Origin of the sequence: Marinobacterium mangrovicola, from assembly GCF_004339595.1 — a bacterium.
Lineage (GTDB): Bacteria > Pseudomonadota > Gammaproteobacteria > Pseudomonadales > Balneatricaceae > Marinobacterium_D > Marinobacterium_D mangrovicola.
In genome coordinates this window covers 108,563-127,562 of record NZ_SMFU01000015.1, presented here as the reverse complement: position 1 = coordinate 127,562, position 19,000 = coordinate 108,563, and the positions used below count along the sequence as shown (strand labels likewise).

At 59.5% G+C, this 19,000-nt stretch carries 14 protein-coding genes; 7 read left to right on the top strand and 7 right to left on the bottom strand.

Going from position 1 to position 19,000, the window contains the following annotated elements; translation table 11 throughout:
• Positions 1–1,089: 1,089 nt before the first annotated feature.
• Entirely contained in the window at positions 1,090–2,031 is a 942-nt protein-coding gene (locus CLV83_RS22520; RefSeq protein ID WP_132298207.1) for an outer membrane protein assembly factor BamD, read from the bottom strand.
• 132 nt (positions 2,032–2,163) lie between these two features.
• Here CLV83_RS22520 and rluD point away from each other — a divergent pair, with 132 nt between their 5' ends.
• A complete protein-coding gene (rluD, locus tag CLV83_RS22515; protein ID WP_132298205.1) occupies positions 2,164–3,132 on the top strand; it encodes a 23S rRNA pseudouridine(1911/1915/1917) synthase RluD in 969 nt (322 codons plus the stop codon).
• Positions 3,129–3,869, top strand: a complete 741-nt coding sequence (gene pgeF / locus CLV83_RS22510; protein WP_132298203.1) for a peptidoglycan editing factor PgeF — start codon at positions 3,129–3,131, stop codon at positions 3,867–3,869. Before rluD ends, pgeF begins: the two co-directional genes overlap by 4 nt.
• On the opposite strand, the gene CLV83_RS22505 is transcribed toward pgeF, so the two are convergent.
• The 5 genes from CLV83_RS22505 to CLV83_RS22485 all read right to left on the bottom strand — a co-directional run bounded on the left by CLV83_RS22505 (position 3,859) and on the right by CLV83_RS22485 (position 10,202).
• Positions 3,859–4,290, bottom strand: a complete 432-nt coding sequence (locus tag CLV83_RS22505; protein ID WP_132298201.1) for a universal stress protein — start codon at positions 4,288–4,290, stop codon at positions 3,859–3,861. The genes pgeF and CLV83_RS22505 overlap by 11 nt on opposite strands.
• A 13-nt stretch (positions 4,291–4,303) precedes the next feature.
• On the bottom strand, positions 4,304–6,916 hold the full coding sequence (locus tag CLV83_RS22500; RefSeq protein WP_132298199.1) for a TRAP transporter permease: 2,613 nt from the start codon (positions 6,914–6,916) through the stop codon (positions 4,304–4,306).
• An 85-nt stretch (positions 6,917–7,001) separates the two neighbouring features.
• The gene (locus CLV83_RS22495) at positions 7,002–7,967 is read right to left on the bottom strand and encodes a TAXI family TRAP transporter solute-binding subunit (protein ID WP_132298197.1); all 966 of its coding nucleotides are present in this window, start codon (positions 7,965–7,967) and stop codon (positions 7,002–7,004) included.
• Positions 7,968–8,032: 65 nt separating this feature from the next.
• The gene (locus tag CLV83_RS22490) at positions 8,033–8,860 is read right to left on the bottom strand and encodes a beta-keto acid cleavage family enzyme (RefSeq protein WP_132298195.1); all 828 of its coding nucleotides are present in this window, start codon (positions 8,858–8,860) and stop codon (positions 8,033–8,035) included.
• A complete protein-coding gene (locus CLV83_RS22485) occupies positions 8,850–10,202 on the bottom strand; it encodes an aspartate aminotransferase family protein (RefSeq protein ID WP_132298193.1) in 1,353 nt (450 codons plus the stop codon). The genes CLV83_RS22490 and CLV83_RS22485 overlap by 11 nt, the downstream gene beginning before the upstream one ends.
• A gap of 152 nt (positions 10,203–10,354) precedes the next feature.
• On the opposite strand from CLV83_RS22485, the gene CLV83_RS22480 reads away from it, so the two are divergent.
• The 3 genes from CLV83_RS22480 (at position 10,355) to CLV83_RS22470 (ending at position 13,386) form a co-directional block, all read left to right on the top strand.
• Positions 10,355–11,254: a LysR substrate-binding domain-containing protein gene (locus tag CLV83_RS22480; protein ID WP_132298191.1), complete on the top strand. Its 900-nt coding sequence runs from the start codon at positions 10,355–10,357 to the stop codon at positions 11,252–11,254.
• An 85-nt stretch (positions 11,255–11,339) separates the two neighbouring features.
• Positions 11,340–11,960: a translesion DNA synthesis-associated protein ImuA gene (gene imuA / locus CLV83_RS22475; RefSeq protein WP_132298188.1), complete on the top strand. Its 621-nt coding sequence runs from the start codon at positions 11,340–11,342 to the stop codon at positions 11,958–11,960.
• Between the two features lies 1 nt (position 11,961).
• Positions 11,962–13,386 (top strand): Y-family DNA polymerase, encoded by a 1,425-nt coding sequence (locus CLV83_RS22470; RefSeq protein WP_132298186.1) that lies wholly within the window; start codon positions 11,962–11,964, stop codon positions 13,384–13,386.
• A gap of 11 nt (positions 13,387–13,397) precedes the next feature.
• Here the strand turns inward: CLV83_RS22470 and CLV83_RS22465 are convergent, their stop codons facing one another.
• Positions 13,398–13,838, bottom strand: coding sequence for a MarR family winged helix-turn-helix transcriptional regulator (locus tag CLV83_RS22465; protein ID WP_165900387.1), 441 nt, complete (start codon positions 13,836–13,838; stop codon positions 13,398–13,400).
• Positions 13,839–13,967: 129 nt separating this feature from the next.
• On the opposite strand from CLV83_RS22465, the gene CLV83_RS22460 reads away from it, so the two are divergent.
• Both CLV83_RS22460 and CLV83_RS22455 read left to right on the top strand, forming a co-directional pair.
• A complete protein-coding gene (locus CLV83_RS22460) occupies positions 13,968–15,584 on the top strand; it encodes an MFS transporter (protein ID WP_132298182.1) in 1,617 nt (538 codons plus the stop codon).
• A gap of 146 nt (positions 15,585–15,730) precedes the next feature.
• Positions 15,731–18,856 carry an error-prone DNA polymerase gene (locus tag CLV83_RS22455; RefSeq protein ID WP_207894996.1) on the top strand — a complete coding sequence of 1,042 codons (3,126 nt, stop codon included), beginning with the start codon at positions 15,731–15,733 and terminating at the stop codon, positions 18,854–18,856.
• The last annotated feature ends 144 nt before the right edge of the window (positions 18,857–19,000 follow it).

The window sequence follows — 19,000 nt, the reverse complement described above, 5'->3', positions numbered from 1 at the left end:
CCAGGCACCTAATACGAAGAACCCCAGTACCGTTGGTACTGGGGTTTTTTCGTATTGGGCGGCGATGCCGCCCCTTACTACACAGGCCCATGTGAACACGCCTGTACCGCAGGTACGGCGGGTAGGCGCCGCAGGCGTCCGAAGGATCGCAAGCGCTGCTTGCGACCTAAAGTAGGTCATCTCTCTAAGCCACTTCCGAACGCTGGCAGAATAACCTCTGGAAAGCAGGCAAGCACCGCTCGGCACCTAAAGTAGGTCATCGCTGTTCGCCCCTTCAGCCAAACTCAGCTTTTCACCATCGATCTATAGCAGCTAACGCCCGTAGGGTCAGAAGCAACGCTTCTGATCACTGTAGGTCATCCACCACAGCCACTTCCGAGCGCTGGCAGAATAAGCCCCGGAAAGCAGGCAGCACTACGGTAAGATCACCCGCTGTAATACAGCTCTTCATCCCAACACTTAAGACTGTAGAGACTCCAGAGCCTTATAAGACCCGCACCACCCCTTGCGACCTACAACGGCTCGTCACTTTGAAGCCAGCACTGTGGATAATTCAAAGCTCGACGCTTGATCGCGACGAGCTCATCGCCTACAAACTGCAAGCTCCTCATTCTGGAATATTCTGCAACGGTTTTAAGAAAGCGCTATCCCATAGGAGCCTCAGAGCTCCTCACAGGCATAGAAAAATAAGATAGATAACCAGGTAAAACTCCACAGATCGCTCGGTATAAGCCGCTTATGCGCATAACCGTGTCACTCAATACCCAGAGCCCAGCTAATCAAACACCAGTGCCAAAATAGGAAAAACTCCTATACCAATTGGGGCGGCTATGAACGAATATAATCATATGAGTAGCGCAAGGAAGCGTGTTTAATCGGCGGGAAGCTGAACTCGACCCCTCGCACGGATCGCGATGGGTGTGGCAAGGATGCTGCGATGGAAGGGCTCGTACACTAATGTGTGCGGGCCCTTACTTTTTGCGGCTGGCTAATTCTGCTGGGCTAACGTCCAGGTTCTGTGGTCGGGAACATCGCACATAAAAAAGGCAGCTATCAAAGCTGCCTTATCTGTATCACTGGAGGGTCGGGTTATTCGAATACACCGAATGTGACCTTATCAAACCAGGATCTTTCCTCTTTGGCATCTTCCTTTTCGCGCTCTTCGGCGCGGGTTTCACCCAGGCTCTGGGTCGGACGTGCAGGAACGGCTACTTCTTCCGCATCACCCAGCAGACCAAAGGTTGCGATATTCAGCAGGCTTGAGCTGCCTTGGCGGAACGAGCGCACTTCGTAATCCGGGAAGTTCAGCGTCAATACTTCCATGGCGTCATCCGCCAGATCAGTCAGACCGACCTGTGTATAGGCTTCATGCATAATCGCAAGTGCATCAGCGACCGCAGGGGTTTCCTGGTAGTTTTCCACTACATAACGACCACGGTTTGCTGCAGCGATCCAGGCCTGTCGCTTCATATAGTAGGTAGCGACATGAATCTCGTGGGTAGCCAGGCGGTTTTTCAGATACTGCATACGCTTCTGTGCATCCGGGGCATATTCACTTTCCGGATAGCGATCGACCAGCGTTGCGAAGCTTTCGAAGGAATCACGGGCAGCGCCTGGATCACGCTGGGTTTCATCCAGCGGGAGATAGCGGGTCAGGAAGGAACGGTCCTTCTCGAACGCTGTGAGTCCTTTCATGTAGTAGGCGTAGTCTACGTTATCGTGGTTCGGGTGCAGACGGATGAAACGGTCTGCAGCAGCGGCAGCGGAATCCGGTTCAAAGGTTCGGAAGTAGGCGTAGATCAGTTCCAGCTGGGCCTGCTCGGAATAGCGTCCGAAGGGGTAGCGCGCTTCAAGTAGTTGCAAGCGTTCAACCGCCAGAGAGTAATTGCCGTCGTCCATGGCACTGAGTGCTTCGTCGTACAGCTGCTGTTCCGGGATGTCTGGTTCGACGTCCGCGTTCTCACTCCACCAGGTGCAGGCGGAGAGTAGGCTGACGAGGACCAGCGCGGCGCAGGTTTTCACGAGTCGCATGTTTATCAATCCTGACACAGGGGGCGCGCTCGGCGGAGCGGGCCAGATTCGGGTATAATCGGTAAAAATAGAGTCGTATTTAAACACAACGCGAACCCAACCAAAACATCCGTCCGGATGAGTAGCGAGTCGATGTCAGAACAGTTGCAACTGCAGGCCGAAGTGCCAGATGAAATGTACGGATTACGGCTGGATCAGGCGGTGGCCCAGCTTTTCCCCGATTATTCCCGCTCCAGGCTGCAAGGCTGGATCAAGGATGGTGCGCTGACCGTCGATGGCGAGGTGCGCAGGCCGCGTGACAAGCTCGCTGGTGGGGAAAGTATCAAGGTCGATGCCAAGCTTGAGATGATCGATGAGCACGCGGCTCAGGACATCCCCCTGGATATCATCTATGAGGATGACCAGATCCTGGTGCTGAACAAGCCAGCAGGCCTGGTGGTTCATCCCGCGGCGGGGCATGCCGAGGGTACGCTGCTCAACGCTCTGTTGCACCATTGTCCTGAAATTGCGCAGGTACCAAGGGCTGGTATCGTGCACCGATTGGACAAAGAGACCACAGGGCTGATGGTCGTGGCCAAGACGATTCCGGCCCAGACCGATCTTGTTGCCCAGCTGCAGGAGCGCAGCATGGGACGTGAGTATGAAGCGGTGGTCAACGGTGTCATGACCGGTGGCGGATGTGTCGATGAGCCGATGGGGCGTCATCCGCGTCATCGTCAGAAAATGGCTGTGGTTGGCGTGGGTAAAGAGGCTGTTACCCACTACCGCTTGCTGGAGAAATTCCGCGTCCATACCCATATTCGTCTCAAGCTCGAAACAGGCCGTACTCACCAGATTCGCGTGCATATGGCGCATATCAATTATCCGCTGGTGGGTGACCCGCAGTACGGCGGTCGCTTCCAGTTACCTAAAGGCTGCAGTGGCGCCATGCGTGAAGTATTAAAAAACTTCAAACGCCAGGCTCTGCATGCCAAGCGTCTGGAGCTCTTTCATCCTGAAACCGGCGAAGCGATGTCCTGGGAAATCGATCTCCCGGAAGATATGCAGCGCTTGCTGGCGGTATTGAAACGCGACGCAGAAACCTACGACTACGAATTATGAAGCTGATCCGCGCAGACTGGCAGGCGCCTGCCCATATTCATGCTCTCACAACGACCCGCTTGGACGGGGTCAGCGAAACACCTTTTGATGGCCTGAATCTGGGCGATCACGTTGGTGATGCCGCTGCGGCTGTGGCAGAGAACCGAAAGGTGCTGCTGAACGCTCTTGGTCTGGTGCAGCCGCCACAATGGCTGAGCCAGGTTCACGGTGTGCGTGTGGTTGAAGCGATAGCCGATAGCCAGGTGCGTGAGGCGGATGGATGCTGGACCGGTACGCCCGGTCTTGCCTGTGTCGTGATGACGGCGGACTGTCTGCCGGTCTTGATCACCGATCGCCAGGGGAAGCGCGTTGCTGCCGCTCATGCAGGATGGCGTGGCTTGGCGTCCGGTGTACTGGAGGCGACGCTGGCTCATTTTCCAGACCCTGAGGATCTGCTGGTATGGCTGGGTCCTGCCATCGGCCCTCTGGCGTTTGAAGTGGGTGATGAGGTGCGAGAACAGTTTGTGCGTGCATTACCGGATTGCGAAGCGGCGTTTCAGACCAGTCCAACGGATCCTAGTAAATGGCTTGCAGACATTTATCAGCTTGCGCGTTTGCGACTGAATGCGGCCGGTGTCAGTGAGGTGTCGGGCGGGGACTACTGCACCTTTACCGAAAGCGATTACTTCTATTCTTATCGGCGTGATGGTCAGACTGGCCGCATGGCCAGCCTGATCTGGATCGATGCTAACCCTTGATCACCAGCACAGGGATTTGGGCACGGCTGACAACCTTGTTGGCCACTGAACCGAGTACGGTTCGCTCAACGGCAGAGTGTTTGTGACCGGCCATCACGATCAACTCCGCTGCCTGCTGTTTTGCCACTGACAGTATGGTGTCAGCCGGCTTGCCTTCCTCAACCAGAATCTCGCAGTCCTTGCGTTCAAACGGCAGCTTCTCGTCAACAAACTCCTCCAGCTGATGGCGTATCGATTTCATAGCCTTATCGAAGGTGCCGGGGGGGAAATAAGACCCCACCAGCGGCATCTGGTAGCCGGCGACAACGGTTAACAGCACCAGTTTGCCGCCGGGAGCCAGTACCTCGAGCGCGTGCATTACCGCTTTATCGGAGTAGCCCTCTTCCGAAAGATCCACAGGGACAAGAATCGTGTTGTACATTCTTTAATCTCCTTTAAGCCGGGGCGAGGGCACGTTCGCGGCGTTTCTGCAGCCAGCCGATAAAGATCAGCAGCAGGATAGCCGGAATGAATACCAGTTCCTTGGGTGGGCGGTCCGCTTGCATCTGAATACCGGTAATTTCCCAGCCGAAGTCCACGCCGGAACGTTCAGCCTGACTGCCGAAGACCACCAGGTCCACTAACCAGCGGTCGCCGTCCTGAGTCATCATCAGGCCCAGTGATTCCAGGCGCTGAGTGGCATCACCGCTGGCGTCATCGAGCTGCAGCGACACGGTTTTGCTGACCTCGTCGCCTTCGATGGTCATGCCCTGGAAGTTCAGCTGAATAAACTCTCCCGCGTTGAGCTGCGAGATCTGCGTTTCCAGTTGCGCCGGCGGCAGGTGGGTGGAGGGCGGATAGACCATGTCCCACCAGTAGCCGGGCCGGAACAGACTGAACGCGATTAGCAGCAGTACAGCGGTTTCCCAAAGCCGGGTCTTCACGAACCAGTAGCCTTGAGTGGCTGCCGAGAACACCAGAATCGCAATGATGGCACTGACCACGGTGACGATCAGATCAAACACCGAAGTCAGCCCGATCAGCAGCAGCTGCGTATTGAAGATAAACATGAACGGCAGGATCGCGGTACGGATATCGTAGGTGAAACCCTGAATACCGGTTTTGATCGGATCTGCCCGGCCAATGGCTGCCGCCGCGAAGGCGGCCAGCCCCACGGGCGGCGTGTCATCCGCCAATATGCCGAAATAGAACACAAACAGGTGTACCGCAATCAACGGCACGATGAGCCCGTTTTCAGCACCGAGGGAGACTATCACCGGCGCCATCAGCGTGGACACCACGATGTAGTTGGCCGTGGTCGGGAGCCCCATGCCGAGGATGATGCAGATAATCGCCGTAAAGATCAGAATCAGAATCAGATTACCGCCGGAGATAAACTCGACGAACTCCGTCATCATCTGGCCCAGGCCAGTCAGCGTGACGGTACCGACGATAATACCGGCGGCAGCGGTGGCGATACCTATACCCACCATGTTGCGGGCACCAGCGATCAGGCCGTCGATAAAGTCATTCCAGCAGACTTTAAACTGGCCTGCCCAGTCCGCTTCACCGCGGAACCAGGCCTTGATAGGGCGGTGGGTCAGTACCACTGCGATCAGGAAGGCCACCGCGTAAAAGGCTGACTGCTGCGGTGAGTACTGTTTTACCGCCAGCGCCCAGAGCAGTACAACGATTGGCAGACCAAAATAGAGTCCCGAGAAGACGGTCGGGCGGGGTTCCGGCAGATGGTCGAGCTCGATGCTGGAGTCATCCTCTTTCAGGTCCGGGTAACTGGCAGACAGTTTCAGCAGCAGGAAGTAACCAATCACAATTACGGCCAGCATGACCAGGTAGCCGACACCGCCCAGGGTCGATTCCAGGAAGGTGGAGCCGTAGTAAACCAGGGCGCCGAGCACCAGCATGATCACCGTGGTTGTCATCCAGGAGAGCATGCGTTGGGCAGCGGTCGGCTTATGCAGCCGCTCGATCCCTTTCATGTTCAGCTTGAGTGCCTCAAGGTGAACGATATAGATCAGCGCGATATAGGAGATCAGCGACGGCAGAATGGCGTGCTTGATCACCTCGATATAGGGAATCCCCACATACTCCACCATCAGGAAGGCGGCAGCACCCATGATCGGTGGCGTCAGCTGTCCATTGGTGGAGGCGGCCACCTCTACGGCACCGGCCTTGGTGGCGGGGAAGCCCACCCGCTTCATCAGCGGAATGGTGAACGTACCGGTGGTCACCACGTTGGCGATGGATGAACCGGAGATGATGCCGCTCAGGCCTGATGCGACGACTGCCGCCTTGGCGGGGCCGCCGCGCATGTGACCGAGCAGTGAGAAGGAAACCTTGATCAGGTAGTTACCGGCACCGGCCTTGTCGAGCAGGGCACCAAGCAATACGAACAGGAATACGAACGCGGTGGAAACGCCCAGCGCGACACCGAACACGCCTTCGGTAGTCAGCCATTGATGAGAGGCCACCTTGTTAAGGCTTGCCCCCTTGTGGGCGATAACATCCGGCATGTACTGGCCGCCGAATGTGAACGCGAGAAACACCACGGCAACCACCAGCAGTGGCGGGCCGAGGGCGCGACGAGTGGCTTCCAGCAGGGTCAGCATGCCGATCACGGCGATCACCACATCGGTGGTGGTCGGTGCGCCGATACGCTGTGCCAGCGAGTCACGGAAAATGAGCAGGTAGAGGCAGGATGCGGCTGCGCCTATACCGAACAGAAAATCCAGCGGCGTTATCGACGTATGGCTTGAACGTCGTGTGGCCGGGAACAGCGAGAAGGCAAGAAAAGTGGCAAACGCCAGATGGATAAACTTCGCCTGGTCCTCGTTCAGTGTGCCGAAGTTGAGCATGAACGGCAGGGGGGAGGCGTACCAGAGTTGAAACAGCGACCAGGCGATCAACAGCCCGACCACCAGCTTGTTCATAAATCCGGATAGGGTACGGCTGCCTGTCTCCGAGTTAAGGAGCTCCTCGATCGCCTTATTATCAGGATTTGAGCTATCTGGATTTGAGTTATCGGTATCTGACGTACTTTCCTTGACCATGCGCAGCTCCTTTTAAAAACAGATAAGAAACGGGAACGGGGCTGGGCCCCGTTCCCTTATTCCGTTGCGAAGGATTCGCAGTGGCTTACATCAGACCCGCTTCTTTGTAGTACTTGATAGCACCTTCATGCAGCGGAGCTGAAAGGCCGTCGCTGATCATCTCTTCCTTCTTCAGGTTGGCGAACGCCGGGTGCAGCTTCTTGAAGGTATCGAAGTTTTCAAACACGGCCTTCACGGTGTGGTAAACCAGGTTTGCATCGACATTGGAAGAGGAGATAAAGGTCGCGCCGACACCAAAGGTCTGCACGTCTTCATCTGTACCGTTGTACATGCCGCCCGGGATGGTGGCTACACGGTAGAACGGGTTTTCATCGACCAGCATCTGTACGGTAGGACCGGCTACTTCAACGATAACGCTGTCGCAGGAGGTGGTTGCTTCCTTGATGGAACCACTCGGGTGGCCGACGGTGTAGACCATCGCATCAATTTTGTTGTCGCACAGGGCTTTGGACTGTTCGGCGGCTTTCAGTTCAGAGGCCAGGGTGAAGTCATCCATGGTCCAGCCTTTGGCATCCATCAGCACTTCCATGGTACCGCGCTGGCCGGAGCCCGGGTTACCCACGTTAACGCGCTTACCCTTGAGGTCATCAAAGGTCTTGATACCGGCGTCGGCACGGGCCACTACGGTGAACGGCTCGGGATGAACGGAGAATACCGCACGCAGTTCCTTGAACGGGCCAGCTTCTTCAAACTGGCTGGTGCCGTTGTAGGCGTGATACTGCCAGTCAGACTGGGCCACGCCCATGTCCAGTTCACCTGCCCGGATGGTGTTGATGTTGTAAACAGAACCACCGGTACTTTCTACCGAGCAGCGAATACCGTGTTCCGCACGATCCTTGTTAACGAGTCGACAGATGGCGCCACCGGTCGGGTAGTAAACGCCGGTTACACCGCCGGTACCGATGGTGATGAAATCCTGCGCCTGCACTGCGGTGGCGCTCATCATGGCCGTGAGGCCGGCGCCGATCAGGGCTGATTTAATCTTCTTCATGCGTCTCTCCTTGGTTTGCTCTACTGAATATGAATTTCAGTCTAGTTCAGGTTTGGGGTTTTTCTCTACAGTATTTCCGGGTCGCAACGCAGGGAATTGACGTTGACCGGGCTTAAACCACGCGCTTTCAGTGCCGTGACGAGGCTGTATACCTGGTCGGCGTTGCTGCTCGCCAGTTCGCCGTTGGCAGCCTGCAGATTATTTTCGAAGCCGACACGCAGATCGCCACCCAGTTGAGCGGCGCTCAACAGGCACTCCTGTTCCCTGGCGCCGAAGGCGCAAACGGCCCAGCGGCGGCCGTGCAGACGCGGTAGCAGGGCTGTGAAAGGAAGCAGGTCGTCCGGCGTGGATTGCTGGTCGGTGGCGTAGCGCCCCAGCACAAATAACAGGTGATGACGCTGTTTGGGCAGTAGCTCCCGTTCGATCAGGCTCAGGTAGTAGAGCAGGTCCTGTTCGGAATAGAGGATGTACTGGGCGAGGATATTGCGCTCGGCGCACCAGTGGAAAAACTCGGCGGCACCGGCTTCATACTCCGGTGAGGGAATCAGCTCACGCAAGGCAAAGGAAGCTGCCTCGGGTTCCAGAGCGCGGATCAGTGCCATCTGCTGGGCCGGTTGATAGCGGCCCACGGCCTCGGTGGTGACCTGAATAATCACCCGGTCGCCGACTCGCCGACGCACCTCTTCAAGCACGGCAATATTGTCGCTGATCTCCAGGGAGTGCTCCCCATTGGGGGTACGCGCATGCAGGTGCACCATCGCCGCACCGGCCTCGGCACAGGCGGCCACAGTATCGGCGATCTCCTCCGGAGTGACGGGCAGTGCCGGGTGATCCTGGTGAGTCCGACGGGCACCGTTGGGTGCCACGATGATCAGACGCTCATCATCCCGCATCCGGATACTCCTTAAGCGCCTCGCGGGTGATCTTATCCACCGCCTGGTAGAGCTTGTCGGTGAGCTCGTCGAGCTGCTCCTCGTTAATGATAAAAGGCGGCGCCAACAGAATATGGTGGCCGCGCTGACCATCGATAGTACCCGCCATCGGGTAGCACATCAGGCCCAGCTGCATCGCCTCAGCCTTGATCCGCTTGTCCAGTTTTGAGCGCGAGTCGAACGGCTTTTTGCTGTCGCGGTTATGCACAAGCTCCAGCGCCTGGAACAGGCCGCGACCGCGGATATCGCCCACATGGGGATGGTCGCCAAAACGGTTGCGCAAACGCTGATCCAGTGCCTCGCCCATGGGAGCCACCCGGGCAAGAACGCCGTCTTTCTCGAATGCATCCATCACCGCCAGAGAACCCGCCATGGCGGTGGCGTGGGCCATATAGGTATGGCCATGCTGGAAAAATCCGGAACCCTCGGAGATTGCATCGTAGATACGGTCCGAGGCCAGCATCGCGCCGATAGGCTGGTAGCCTGCGCCGAGGCCCTTGGCGATGGTGACGAGATCCGCCTCGATTCCGTCCTGCTCATGGGCGAACAGGGTGCCGGTGCGTCCCATGCCGCACATCACTTCATCGAGGATCAGCAGGATGCCGTAGCGGTCGCAGATCTCTCGGATCCGCTTGTAATAGCCTTCGACCGGAGCCAGCGCCCCGGCGGTGGCACCGACCACCGGTTCGGCAATAAAGGCGATCACGGTTTCCGGGCCAACGGTGAGCAGGCGCTGCTCCAGCTCATTGGCAACGCGCTGGCCGTAATCGTGCAGCGATTCGTCCGGCTGCTGGTCGCGATAGGGATAGCAGGGCGCGATATGTTCGGCGGGCATCAGCAGCGGCGAAAAGGGCGCGCGACGCCAGGCGTTACCGCCCACGGCCAGCGCGCCGAGGGTATTTCCGTGGTAGCTCTGCCGGCGGGCGATAAAACGGGTGCGCTGCGGTTCGCCGGTTTCAACAAAGTACTGCCGTGCCAGTTTCAGGGCGGACTCCACCGCTTCGGAACCGCCGCTGACAAAATAGACGTGGTTCAGTGAGCCTGGCGCCTTGTCGGTCAGGCGGCTGGCCAGATTCTCCGCCACCTCGGTGGTAAAGAATGAGCTGTGGGCATAGGCGAGCTGGTCGATCTGCGCATGCAGTGCGGCCCGGACACCGGCGTGGTTATGGCCGAGGCAGGAGACGGCGGCGCCACCGCTGGCGTCGAGATAGGCCTTGCCTGACTGGTCATAGATGTAAGCTCCCTCGCCACGGGTGGCGAAAGGAAGATCGGAGTGACAATGGCGGTGGAATACCTGGGTCACGATGCACCTGATTAATGTTGTTGCGTCTCCTGCATTAAAGGTTGCTTATGCAGTGGCAACAAACGATATATTCTCAGGGGGTATGACAAAAACTCATAGGGTGTAGCGGTTCTTCGTGCCGCCTGCCGCCCGCACTTTTTGCTGGAGGTTTGATGCCGGGATCCTTACCACCACTCAACGCATTGCGTACCTTCGAGGTGGCGGCGCGTCGTCTCAGCTTTTCGCGCGCCGCGCGGGAGCTGTGTGTGACCCAGGGAGCGGTCAGCAAGCAGATCCAGCTGCTGGAGCAGTACCTGGAACAGCCGCTGTTCGATCGCTCGCCATCCGGCCTGGTGCTCACCGAAGCGGGGCGTCAGTATCTGCCGGCCATCTCCCAGGCGATCGAGAAGATCCAGTCGGCCACCGCGCAGCTGCAGCAGCGTGCCCATGAATCCAGTTCATTGACGCTGAACCTGACGCCTTCGTTCAGCAATCTTTGGCTGATTCCGCGGCTGGATGCCCTGCGCGAAGCGATTCCCGAGCTGAAGCTGGCGATGCTCAGTGGCGATGGTGAGTTCAACTTTCGTGACTCGGAGGCGGATATGGCGATCCGCTGTCTGCCGCTGTCGCTGAGCCACGAACACTCGGTCCTGCTGCGCGAGGAAGAGCTGGTGGCGGTGATTCATCCCGATCTGTTGCGGGAGATGCCGATCGAAAAACCGATCGATCTGCTGCAGCATCCGCTGCTGCAGCACACCACCCGTCCCCAGCTCTGGCGTCAGTTCCTGAATGAGGTGACGGGGCTGGAGCCACGCGAGATGCAACCGCGTTACAACCACGGTTTTGAACATTTCTATATGTCGCTGGAAGCGGCGCGGCAGCGTCAGGGTATTGCTCTGGTGCCTGATTTTATGGCGTCGGACGCGCTGGCGGCCGGCGAGGTGATCAATCCATTGGGGATCAGCTACCACAGCGGTTACGGCTTCTATTTCCTGGTACCGCCTTACCGGAGCCGGACGCCCGGGGTGCAGCAGTTTCACGGCTGGTTGAGCCAGCAACTCAATGGCGAATAAAAGCAGGTTGATTCTGCCCGCTTGAGAAGCCTGCGTTTTTGTCTCAAAATACTGGTTAAATATACAGTATTTTGAGGTTGTGATTATGGCTCTGGTTCAATTAATGGAGCAGGGACAGCTATGGCGGGGTGCCCAGGATGCGGGGATTCAGGCGGAGGCGCTGGAATCCAGCGGCTATCCTGAACTGGATGCCCGCCTGGGCGGCGGCTGGCTGAAAGGGCAGCTGATAGAGCTGCTGCAGAGTGGGGAAGGGCGTGGTGAGCTGCGCCTGCTCTGGCCGCTACTGCGGCGTGCGGCACCGGAGCGCCCGGTGTTCTGGATCGATCCGCCGCATCAGCCCTGTGCTCTGTCATTTCTGCAGGCCGATATCCGGCCGGAAACCCAGCAACTGGTACGCACCCACTCGCTCAAGGAGCGACTCTGGGCGATTGAGCAGGCGCTGAAAAGTGGTTGCGCACCGCTGGTGTTGAGTTGGCTGGGCGAGCAGGTGACCACCCCGGCATTGAGGCGGCTACAGCTGGCGGCCCAGACAGGTGGCGGCCTGGGGCTGATCATGCGGCCGGATTCGGTGCGCTCGCAATCCTCCCCCGCGGCTTACCGTCTGCACCTGGATTCCAGCGATAGGGGTGCTGAAATTGCCCTGCTGAAGCGCCGCGGCGGCTGGCCGCTGCCTGCGGCAGCCGTGGATCTGCCCGCGGTGATCTGAGATGCGCTGGCTTGCTATTCACTTTCCCTGGTTGGCGCTGGAGCTGCATGGCCTGCCGCAGGATAAACCCCAGGCACTGCTGGATAACCGGCAGCGGATTCTGCTGGGTAATCCGGTGGCAGAGGCTGCAGGGGTTAAAAGCGGTCAGGCGTTGGCTACCGCGCTGGCGCTGAGCCCAGAACTCACTCTGCTGGAAACCGATGAAGCGCGTCTGCGCCAGAGTCTTGAGCAGCTGGCGCTCTGGGCCGGGGGCTTCAGCGCCCGTATCAGTGTCTGCCCGCCGCGTTCGCTGCTGCTGGAGATCGCCAGCATGCTGCACTATTTCGGCGGCCTGGAAGCGCTGCTGGATCAGTTGTCTGCGAGCCTGAAACGTAACGGCTACAACGCCCGCATGGCGGTGGGGGAAACCGCCCGAGGCGCTGAGCTGCTGGCTCGTGTGCAGAGCTGGACCGAGGGGAATACTGAACGCTGGTGGGCTCGTTTGCATGGGCTGGAGATCGGCCAGCTGGCGCTGCCGGCGAAACAGAGCGAACAGCTCAGAGGCGTGGGTTTACGCACCCTGGGTGATCTGCTGAAACTGCCGCGTAACGAGCTGGCGCAGCGCTTTGGCCAGCCACTGCTACGGGAGCTGGAAAAGATCGTCGAACCGGGCGCAGCACTGCCGGAACCCTTTATTCCACCGGAGCGTTTCCGGCAAAAAGTGGAGCTGGCCGCTGAAATTATCCACAGCCAGGGACTGCTGTTTCCGTTGCGGCGTCTGCTGGAAGCGCTGGAAGGGTTTCTGCATATCCGTCAGCAGCAGGTCAGCCAGCTGCATATTGCGCTTTACCAGCGCGAGGGTGGTGGACAGCAGCTGACAATCGGCCATGCCGCGGGCACAGCGTCGGCGGCGCACTGGCTGGAGCTCTGCCGTTTGCAGCTGGAGCGTGAAAAGCTCAAAGCCCCGGTACTGGCGCTGCAGCTTGAGGCGGAAGAGGGGCAGGGCCAAAAGGCGCACAATGCTGATCTGTTTGCACCGGCCCAGGCGCAGACCACACCGGCGGAACTGATCAGCCGTCTGCGCAGCCGCCTGGGAGCGGAGTCGGTGCAGCCGCTGGGCTGGTGCGCGGATCATCGGCCGGAACGGGCCAATACCCTGCTCGGAGTTACAGCAGAAAAAACGGCCGGAAAAACAGCAGCAGGCGGTAGAGATACACTGCCTGTGGGTCTGGTCCGACCGGGCTGGCTGCTAACCAGGCCGCAGCGCCTGGCCCCCAGCGACCAGCGCACACTGCATTGGCTGCGTGGCCCTGAGCGGGTCAGCAGCGGCTGGTGGGATGGGCCGGTCACGCGTGACTATTATGTCGCCCGCTGGCCCGATGGCCGCTGTGGCTGGGTGTTCCGCGACAGCAGCGGTGGCTGGTTTATCCACGGCTGGTTCGGTTAAGTGGCGCTTGGCTAGCCTGGCTCATCCATGCTGCGGTTCAGGGCATCGGTGAGTCGGGCGGTCAGCTTCGAGCAGGTTTCTATATCTTCCTGGGTCCAGTTTTCCAGCATTCTTTCGATCCGCTGGGTGCGCTGGTCATGCATCGCTTCCGCCAGCTGGCATCCCTCCTGGGTGCGCTCAATCAGCGCGCTGCGGCCGTCGGCGGGGTTGGGGCGCTTGATAATCAGGCCCCGTTTTTCCATGGCATTAAGCTGGCGCGTGACGGTGGAGTTATCCAGTGCCAGTTTGGCGGCCAGTTCACCGACGCTGAGTGCGCCCTTGCGCAGATGCAGCAGCAACAGGTAGTGCGCCCGCTCCAGTGGGTATTTGCGGCGGCGGTTGATCGCCTCCAGCGTGCGGGCCAGATTGGCCAACTGGTATTCCAGACGTGATATGGAGTCGGTTTCTCTCATTGTTATTCCGCTGATATCGATATCTATCTGCATAATACAGGTTGTTGCTCGCGTTGCTAATTGCTATTGTCTGTATATTACAGATAAATGCCGTTCGATAACTGATGCAATGACAGGAGTCAGATCGGAATGAGTGAACAGAAGGCAAATTTCTTCGATCAACCTAAAGCGGTCTGGGCCACGGCCTTTGCCTGCGTGGTCGGTTTTATGTCGATCGGCCTGGTCGACCCGATCCTGGTCTCCATCGCGGAAGGGCTCAATGCCTCACCGAGCCAGGTTTCGCTGCTGTTCACCAGCTACTTCTTTGTCACCTCGATCATGATGCTGATTACCGGCTTTGTTTCCAGCCGCCTGGGCGGCCGCAAAACGGTGCTGCTGGGTGCGGTGCTGATCGTTATCTTTTCAGCCCTGGCCGGCACCTCGGATTCGGTGGCGGAGCTGGTGAGCTTCCGCGCCGGCTGGGGGCTGGGTAACGCGTTTTTCGTGGTGACCGCGCTCTCGGTGATCGTGGCGGCTTCCCGCGGCGGCACCATGACCGCGATTCTGATTTATGAAGCGGCGCTGGGGCTGGGGATCTCTGTTGGCCCGCTGCTGGGCGCGGCCCTGGGGGCTCACTCCTGGCGCTATCCCTTCTTCGGTACCGCAACTCTAATGGCGATCGCGTTTGTGGCGATAGCACTCTGGCTGCCGGAGCAGCCGAAGCCTGCGCAGAAAACCTCGCTGACCGCTCCGATCCGTGCTCTGGGCCATAGCGGTTTGCTGACCGCATCCTGCAGCGCGTTTTTCTACTACTTCGCGTTCTTCACCATTCTGGCTTTTGTACCGTTCGTGCTGCAGATGTCGGCCCATGCGGTGGGGCTGATCTTTTTCGGCTGGGGCCTGATGCTGGCGCTGTTCTCCGTATTTGTGGCGCCGCGCCTGCAATCCCGTTTCAGCGCTCTGCAGATTGTCTCGGTCTGTCTGACTATTCAGGCGCTGCTGCTGATCGCCATGACTCAGTTGTCGGTGGAAGGGATCGCCGTCTGCGTGGTGCTTTCCGGTTCGGTGAACGGTATCTGCAATACGGTGTACACCGAGATCGCGCTGGAGGTGTCCGATTCGCCGCGCCCGGTGGCTTCCGCCGGCTACAACTTCGTACGTTGGTTCGCCGGTGTGGTCGCGCCTTTTGTGGTGCCGCTGCTGGCGGAACACTTCGGTACTGCGCTGGCGTTCTATGTGGCTGCGGCCGCGGCCCTGGTCGCACCGTTGGTGCTCTTTGTACGCCGCTCTTCACTGGGCCATTACGGCGGTGAGCAGCAGACCGCTGGTGATGTCCATAAAGATGAGCTGATCGTCGCCCTGGCCGGCGATAGCACCGATAACGCGGTGCTGGAGCGGGCGATACAGGTGGCCACTCAATCGCGTCAGTCGGTGCGGGTGCTGCATGTGCGCACCTTTGAGGCTCTGGCCGAAGGGGCGCTGGATACAGAGAGCCTGGCTCGCTCTGAGCAGCTGGTCAGTACTGCCCGCGTTCGTCTGGAACAGGCCGGTCTGAACGTCAGTGTCGAAGTGCTGGAAGCGGCGGCCGTACACCTGACCACCCGTATTCTCGAGCAGATCGAGCGGCTGAAACCCGCCGGTGTCATTCTGGGACGCGGTCCAGAGCGCACCCTTGCCCATATTCTGCACGGCAGCCTGGTGGATGGCCTGAACCGCAGAGCCGGCGAGGATATCGAACTGATGGTTGTGCCGGCTGCCGGGCAGTAGCGTCGCTTAAAGAATTTTCCCCTTACGTTCTCCAGCGTAATGTTTCGCCTTCCCAGGCTCTGTGTCGTTGATCGCACAGCCGCTTGAGGAAGGCATTTTTTTGCGTCAATATACTGTATATATAAACAGTATATTGGTGTGCATAGGTGGTTATTTCAGCCTCGGAGAGCGGCTATGCAGAGCTGCATGCGATCTCCAATTTCAGTTTTCTGCGCGGCGCTTCCCATCCGGAGGAGCTGGTCGCCCAGGCCGCGTTGCTGGGCTACCGGGCGCTGGCGCTGACCGATGAGTGCTCGGTGGCCGGCGTCGTGCGTGCCCACCAGGAGGCGAAGGAGCTGGGGATCAAGCTGCTGATCGGCAGCGAGTTCCGTATCGATGGCCGGGTGCTGGTATTGCTGGCGCGGGATCGCAGCGGCTATGCCCAGCTCTGTTCGTTGATCACCACCGGTCGTAGACGGGCGAAAAAAGGTGAGTACTCGCTGACGCTGGAGGATTTTGAAACCGGGCTGGATCGCTGTCTGTTGCTGTTCCAGCCGGGGACGGATAGGGCGCTGCTGGAGAGCGATCTGCAGTGGCTGCAGCGGCACCATCCCGAACACAGCTGGCTGCTGCTGGAGCGTCTGCTCGACAGTGACGACAGCTGGCGTTACCAGCGCTTGCTGGAAGTAGCTGAGCAGTACCAACTGCCGCGGGTCTGCGCTGGTGATGTGCGTATGCATGAGCCGGGGCGTCAGCCGCTGCAGGATCTGCTGACGGCGATACGCTTGAGGACCACGGTGATGAAAGCGGGCTGGCAACTGGGCGCCAATGCCGAACGTCATCTGCGGCCTTTGGACGCACTGGCGCAACTTTATTCACAGTCGCTGAGAGAGCAGACGCTGAAGATCGCTTCACTGTGCGAGTTCTCACTGGATGAGCTGCGTTACGAATATCCCGCCGAACTGGTACCGCCGGGGCTTACACCCCAGATCCACCTGCGCAATCTTACCGAGGCAGGCGTCAAACGCCGTTTCCCGCAGGGCGAACCGGAGAAGGTCCGCCAGCTGATCGAGCATGAGCTGAGAGTGATCGCGGAGCTGCGCTACGAACCCTATTTCCTCACCATCGAGGACATCGTCCGCTTCGCCCGGGATAACGACATCCTCTGCCAGGGGCGCGGTTCGGCGGCGAACTCCGTGGTCTGCTACTGCCTGGGGATAACCGAGGTGGATCCGCGCCAGGTGAACCTGCTGTTCGAGCGTTTTCTGTCGAAGGAGCGTAACGAGCCGCCCGATATCGATGTGGACTTCGAACACCAGCGCCGTGAAGAGGTGATCCAGTACATCTACAGCCGTTACGGTCGTGAACGGGCTGGGCTGGCCGCCGCGGTGATCAGCTACCGCAGCCGCAGCGCCATCCGTGATGTGGGTAGAGCGCTGGGCTTCGATGAGGCCTACCTGGGCTGGCTGATCAGCCAGCTGGACCGGCGCGATACCGAGCAGCCCTGGCTGGAGCAGCTGCGTACTCTGGGCGGTAAAAAACCAGCGCTGGCGTTTCGTCAGTTGCTGGCGCTGGTACCGCAGATCCTGCACTTTCCCCGGCACCTGTCTCAGCACGTGGGCGGTTTTGTCATCTCATCCGGCCCGCTGCATCAGCTGGTGCCGGTGGAAAACGCCGCCATGCAGGACCGTACCCTGATCCAGTGGAACAAGGATGATCTGGAGGCCCTGGGGCTTCTGAAGATCGATATCCTGGCACTGGGTATGCTCAGCGCTCTGCGTCGGACCCTGCATCTGCTGGGCGAGCGCGACCAGCACCCCTGGCAGATGCAGGATATCCCCCGTGAGGATCCGCAGGTGTACGCCATGCTCAGTGAGGCGGATTCCATGGGCGTGTTTCAGGTGGAATCCCGTGCCCAGATGAACATGCTGCCGCGGCTTAAGCCTGCCAGGTATTACGACCTGGTGGTGCAGGTGGCGATTGTGCGGCCGGGCCCGATTCAGGGCGATATGGTGCACCCCTATCTGCTACGCCGACAGGGCAAGGAGCGCGTGGATTATCCCAGCGACGAGGTGCGCGAGGTGTTATCACCGACCCTGGGAGTGCCGATCTTTCAGGAGCAGGTGATCCGCCTGGCGATGGTGGCCGCCGGATTCAGCGCCGGTGAGGCGGACCAGCTGCGCCGGGCCATGGCCGCCTGGCGCCGTAGCGGTACCATCGCGGTGTACCAGCAGAAGCTGCGCGAGGGGATGACGGCACGGGGCTACAGCGCAGAGTTTGCCGAGCGGATATGCCGCCAGATCGAGGGCTTTGGCGAATATGGTTTTCCCGAATCCCACGCTGCCAGTTTTGCCCTGCTGGCGTACCTGTCCGCCTGGCTCAAGTACCACGAACCGGCGGCGTTCTGCTGTGCGCTGCTCAACAGCCAGCCCATGGGATTCTACTCGCCATCGCAGCTGGTACAGGATGCGATCGGCCACGGCGTTAAAGTTCGGCCGGTCTGTATCAATGCCAGCGCTTATGACTGTGCGCTGGAGTATGAAGCTGGCGCAGCGCGGCGAGGAACTCAGGGCGTGCTGAGGCTGGGGCTGAGGCTGGTGAAAGGCCTGTCGCGGGAGGGCGCTGAACGTTTGGTCGCCGCACGACCGACCGAAGGTTTTACCTCGGTGTCGGATCTGCGCAGCCGGGCCCGGCTCAGTCGCGGTGATCAGGATGCACTGGCGGCGGCCAATGCGCTGGCGGCCGTGGCAGGGCATCGGCACCAGGTGCGCTGGGAACTGCTGCGTGAAGAGATCGAGCTGGCGCTGGATGACCAGCCAGCCGAGACCGATCACAGCCGTGCTTATGAACCGGTGGTACAGATGCCTGCGCCGGATGAGTGCGCCGAGATGGAAGCCGACTACCGTCATCTTGGCCTGACGCTGGGGCGGCATCCCATGGCGCTGCTGCGTGAACAGTCACGGTTGCCACGGGTGGTGCCCTCCAACCGCTTGGACAGCATCGAATCCGGACGGCCGGTGCGGGTGGCGGGCCTGGTCACCAACCGCCAGCGCCCGGGTACCGCCACCGGTATTACCTTTGTCACTCTTGAGGATGAGTTTGGTCAGATTAACCTGGTGGTCTGGCAGGCCACCGCCCGTGCCCAGCGTAAGGCCCTGCTTGGCAGTCGCATCCTGCAGGTGGATGGCATTCTGGAGCGCGAGGGCAGCCTGATCCATGTGATTGCCGGTCGACTGACCGATCTCAGTGCCGAGTGGGAGGGGTTACAGACCCGATCACGGGATTTTCACTGAGGATATGGAGCCGGGAAGAGAAGTGTTGAAGAGGGTGCGGCGGTCGCTGCTGTATTCCCTCGGCTAAGCTTTAAAGCTTTGGTCGGGGACCCCGAAGCCGGGTGAGCTTTGCAACCGCCGCCTAACCCAAGTATAGCCTTTTCC

Bases quoted from the DNA above. Each gene is read 5' to 3' on its own strand.
- CLV83_RS22470 (WP_132298186.1), top strand. From the start codon at position 11,962: ATGCGCTGGCTTGCTATTCACTTTCCCTGGTTGGCGCTGGAGCTGCAT.
- imuA (WP_132298188.1), top strand. From the start codon at position 11,340: ATGGCTCTGGTTCAATTAATGGAGCAGGGACAGCTATGGCGGGGTGCC.
- pgeF (WP_132298203.1), top strand. From the start codon at position 3,129: ATGAAGCTGATCCGCGCAGACTGGCAGGCGCCTGCCCATATTCATGCT.
- CLV83_RS22460 (WP_132298182.1), top strand. From the start codon at position 13,968: ATGAGTGAACAGAAGGCAAATTTCTTCGATCAACCTAAAGCGGTCTGG.
- CLV83_RS22505 (WP_132298201.1), bottom strand. From the start codon at position 4,290: ATGTACAACACGATTCTTGTCCCTGTGGATCTTTCGGAAGAGGGCTAC.
- CLV83_RS22465 (WP_165900387.1), bottom strand. From the start codon at position 13,838: ATGAGAGAAACCGACTCCATATCACGTCTGGAATACCAGTTGGCCAAT.
- CLV83_RS22500 (WP_132298199.1), bottom strand. From the start codon at position 6,916: ATGGTCAAGGAAAGTACGTCAGATACCGATAACTCAAATCCAGATAGC.
- CLV83_RS22490 (WP_132298195.1), bottom strand. From the start codon at position 8,860: ATGCGGGATGATGAGCGTCTGATCATCGTGGCACCCAACGGTGCCCGT.
- CLV83_RS22495 (WP_132298197.1), bottom strand. From the start codon at position 7,967: ATGAAGAAGATTAAATCAGCCCTGATCGGCGCCGGCCTCACGGCCATG.
- rluD (WP_132298205.1), top strand. From the start codon at position 2,164: ATGTCAGAACAGTTGCAACTGCAGGCCGAAGTGCCAGATGAAATGTAC.
- CLV83_RS22480 (WP_132298191.1), top strand. From the start codon at position 10,355: ATGCCGGGATCCTTACCACCACTCAACGCATTGCGTACCTTCGAGGTG.
- CLV83_RS22520 (WP_132298207.1), bottom strand. From the start codon at position 2,031: ATGCGACTCGTGAAAACCTGCGCCGCGCTGGTCCTCGTCAGCCTACTC.